This window comes from Alkalibaculum bacchi (assembly GCF_937875145.1).
GTDB lineage: Bacteria > Bacillota > Clostridia > Eubacteriales > Alkalibacteraceae > Alkalibaculum > Alkalibaculum bacchi_A.
On the sequence record NZ_CALNCS010000076.1, the window covers coordinates 1 to 2,969 of the forward strand.

2 protein-coding genes are annotated in these 2,969 nt (G+C 33.4%); both read right to left on the reverse strand.

Going from position 1 to position 2,969, the window contains the following annotated elements:
- Positions 1-681, reverse strand: a 681-nt coding sequence (locus Q7P22_RS05165; protein WP_303861526.1) for a TIGR02679 domain-containing protein, incomplete at its 3' end; no start/stop codon positions are given.
- Positions 681-2,969, reverse strand: a 2,289-nt coding sequence (locus tag Q7P22_RS05170) for a TIGR02680 family protein (RefSeq protein WP_303861527.1), incomplete at its 5' end; no start/stop codon positions are given. The genes Q7P22_RS05165 and Q7P22_RS05170, both read right to left, overlap by 1 nt.

Sequence of the window (2,969 nt, forward strand, 5' to 3'; positions counted from 1 at the left end):
CAATTCACTTTGTTCTTCAGCGTTTTCAGGATAAGTACAATTGAATTTATAAGCAATGGCATAAAGGAGGAGTTTACCGCATATTTTGTTTCGATCAAAAGTATGAGGATCCTTAGTAATGCGCGAAGCGTATAAAGCTAATCGAATCTTAGTATCATCTAAAGGCAATTGATTTAAGCATTCACATGCGTATTGTAGATATTTTTCCAACAGAGATGGATTTTCATCGTATTTTTGACTGATAATGCGATAAGCATTGTCTTTATTTTCAAGAGCATCTTTCAACCATTTATTTGCCAGTGTTCCTTCAAAGGGCTTTAATACTTTATCAAAGTAACTTTTTTTAGCCTCTTCGTATTGAAGATGACGTTCTTTTTTAGATTGCAGTTTCTCTCCAAAATAACATTCTAAAACATCAATAAAGTCAACGCCTTCAAACCTTGTGTTGTTTAAAACCTTTGCAAAAGACATAACCGATATCTGTGCAGATTTTTTATAGTAGTCCTTTTGAAAGTAACCAGAAAGGGCTTCTTTTTCGTCTTCCTTCAAATGAAATAATTGAATACTTCCTCCTAAATGACCTAAAGATTCATATTTTTCTTTTATTTTCTCTAAAGAGCGTCTCAAACCTGGTGTATTCTTAAAATAATCTGCACAAGCTTTCGATAAACTATTTTCCATTAAACCACCAATTCTTTCACTTTTCCATCCCAATGGTAGCGAAGGACCGTTACAAAATTTGCATTATCTGGGCGAATTAACTCGCTAATAGAAAGAGAGGGAACCGTATCGTAATCTCCCCATAGTATTTGTGAATTCATAATATAACCTAAATCTAATTCATTTAACAATCGAAACATATCTCGAATATTTTGTTCATCTACTCCAGCAAAGGCCTCATCTAAAGATATGATTCTAGGACAATCTTTTCGTCCACCTTCGTAACGGGCGTTTACAGCAGAAAACAAAGGTACATACATGGCCATTGCCTTTTCACCACCACTAAATTGATAGAAAGCATTATTGGTGAGCTCTTTTTTCATCTGACCCGTCTTTACAAAATAAAGTTTAAACTCAAACCACTTACGATAATCCAAAATTTCTCTCATAATGCTGTGAAAAGTGATATTTTGACCATTGTCCTCTGTAGCTCTTCTGGCCAAGGCAATTTTAGACCTAAAGTGTTCTGAAAGCTTATCTAAATCCTCTACCCGCATCAAATTGGCATCTTGCTTTAGCAATTGGACCAATTCTTTTGTATCAAGCTGTTCTTCTGTCTCTGCTTTCTTGCTAGTCCACTGCAAGCTGAAAGACAGTCCACTAGAGGTATTCATAGACTTCATGAGAGTGTTCATTCGACCTACCCATTTTTCACTGTGAAAAATCCTCGATTTTATTTTTTTGCTGATATTTTTTACTAAAATATCCTCAAACAATTGCCGATCGCTTTCTCTAAGGAGGTTTTCATTTTCTTCAATACTATCGTTCATAAATTCTATTAATTCATAAAAATCTACCTTTTTTCCACGAACTTTAGCCGTAATATTGCGTCTCTGTCTTTGTATAACTCCGTTCAAAAAACCATCTTCTTGATAAGGTTCGAAAATGTAGTCTAGACTTACGGAATAATCTCTAAGATAAGAGGCATTTTCATGAAATTTTTCTATCAATGCATTTGTATAATACCCTCTCTCTCGATTATCTTTCTCTTCTTGAGATATCTCTTGAAGAACCTTTTTTGCCAAGGATATTGGTGCTTCTTCTCCTTCAAACGTTATGACATACTTCAAACCATACTCTTCCATAAAAACGTCTTCACAGTATTTATTTATCTTTTCATGTGTATGGGTTTTCTCCTCTAGCTCTTTTAATTTTTCTGTTGCGCTACTGTAGTTAGCCTTTTCATTAGCACGCTCATCTGTCTTTTTTAATTGTTTTTTTGGAATTTCGTCTAATAATTGCAAACACCTATTAATTTCTTCTTTGATTTCTTCGTAATTTGTGTAAGTTAATTGTTCCTTTAAATTATTGAGAACCATAGAAGCTCTCTCTGTTTTATTGGATAGATTGTTAATATCATATAGCAAATCATCTAAGTCTGCCTCTATTTGATCTTTCTGTTCAAGTGTTACGCTAATTAAGCCTAGAGAATGAATAAAGGAATTGTGGGTTTTTTCCAATTCGTACAGCTCATCTCGATACACTTTTGATTTGACAAAAGCTTCTTGAAAGATTTCTAAATTAGGCTTTAACTGAAGTTTATGCGTCTTTTCATATACCCTTTCTCGTGCTGTTTTTAGGGCTTCATATTTTTCCTTTTCTTTATCTGTTTTTATCTTTACTTCTTCAATAGACATTTTATAGCTAAATTCTGCAGTTTTCACTTCTTCTACTGCAGTCATTAAATCTATATGACTTGGTACTCCATGAAATTCAGACTCGAGAAGATCATAATCTTTAATTAAAAGGTCTAGCTTTTCCATATACTCTTGAATAATGCCTTCAAGTGATTCTAATTCTTCTTTTAATTCGCCAATCTTTTTATCCCTATAGGCTCTTCTAGCTGCAGTGCCAATATATCTAGGAATATATAACTTTGACACTTTTCCTTCTAAAATTCCTAAGCCATAAAATCCCTTCTCATCGATATACGTTTCATTTCCTGAATCAATTAAAATACTGAAGAGTGCACCACTTACATCTTCTTTAGAGATGCCATCTAGTTCCAATTTATCTACTTTTAAAAATTGGTCTAAATTATACGTCATTAGCTTTGGTTCAGAAACGATAAATTTATCGGCACCTTCTATATTCAATTGAGATAGTTGGTTTTTGTATTTAGATGGAAGTACTAAAGCATCTAATAGGCCCATTTCTAACAATGCTTCTTCTATAATCCCTTTTTGTTCTTCAGAAACCCCTTCTTTAAAGTCGATGGCCTTATATAGTGGTATATGTGGAATTCCTTG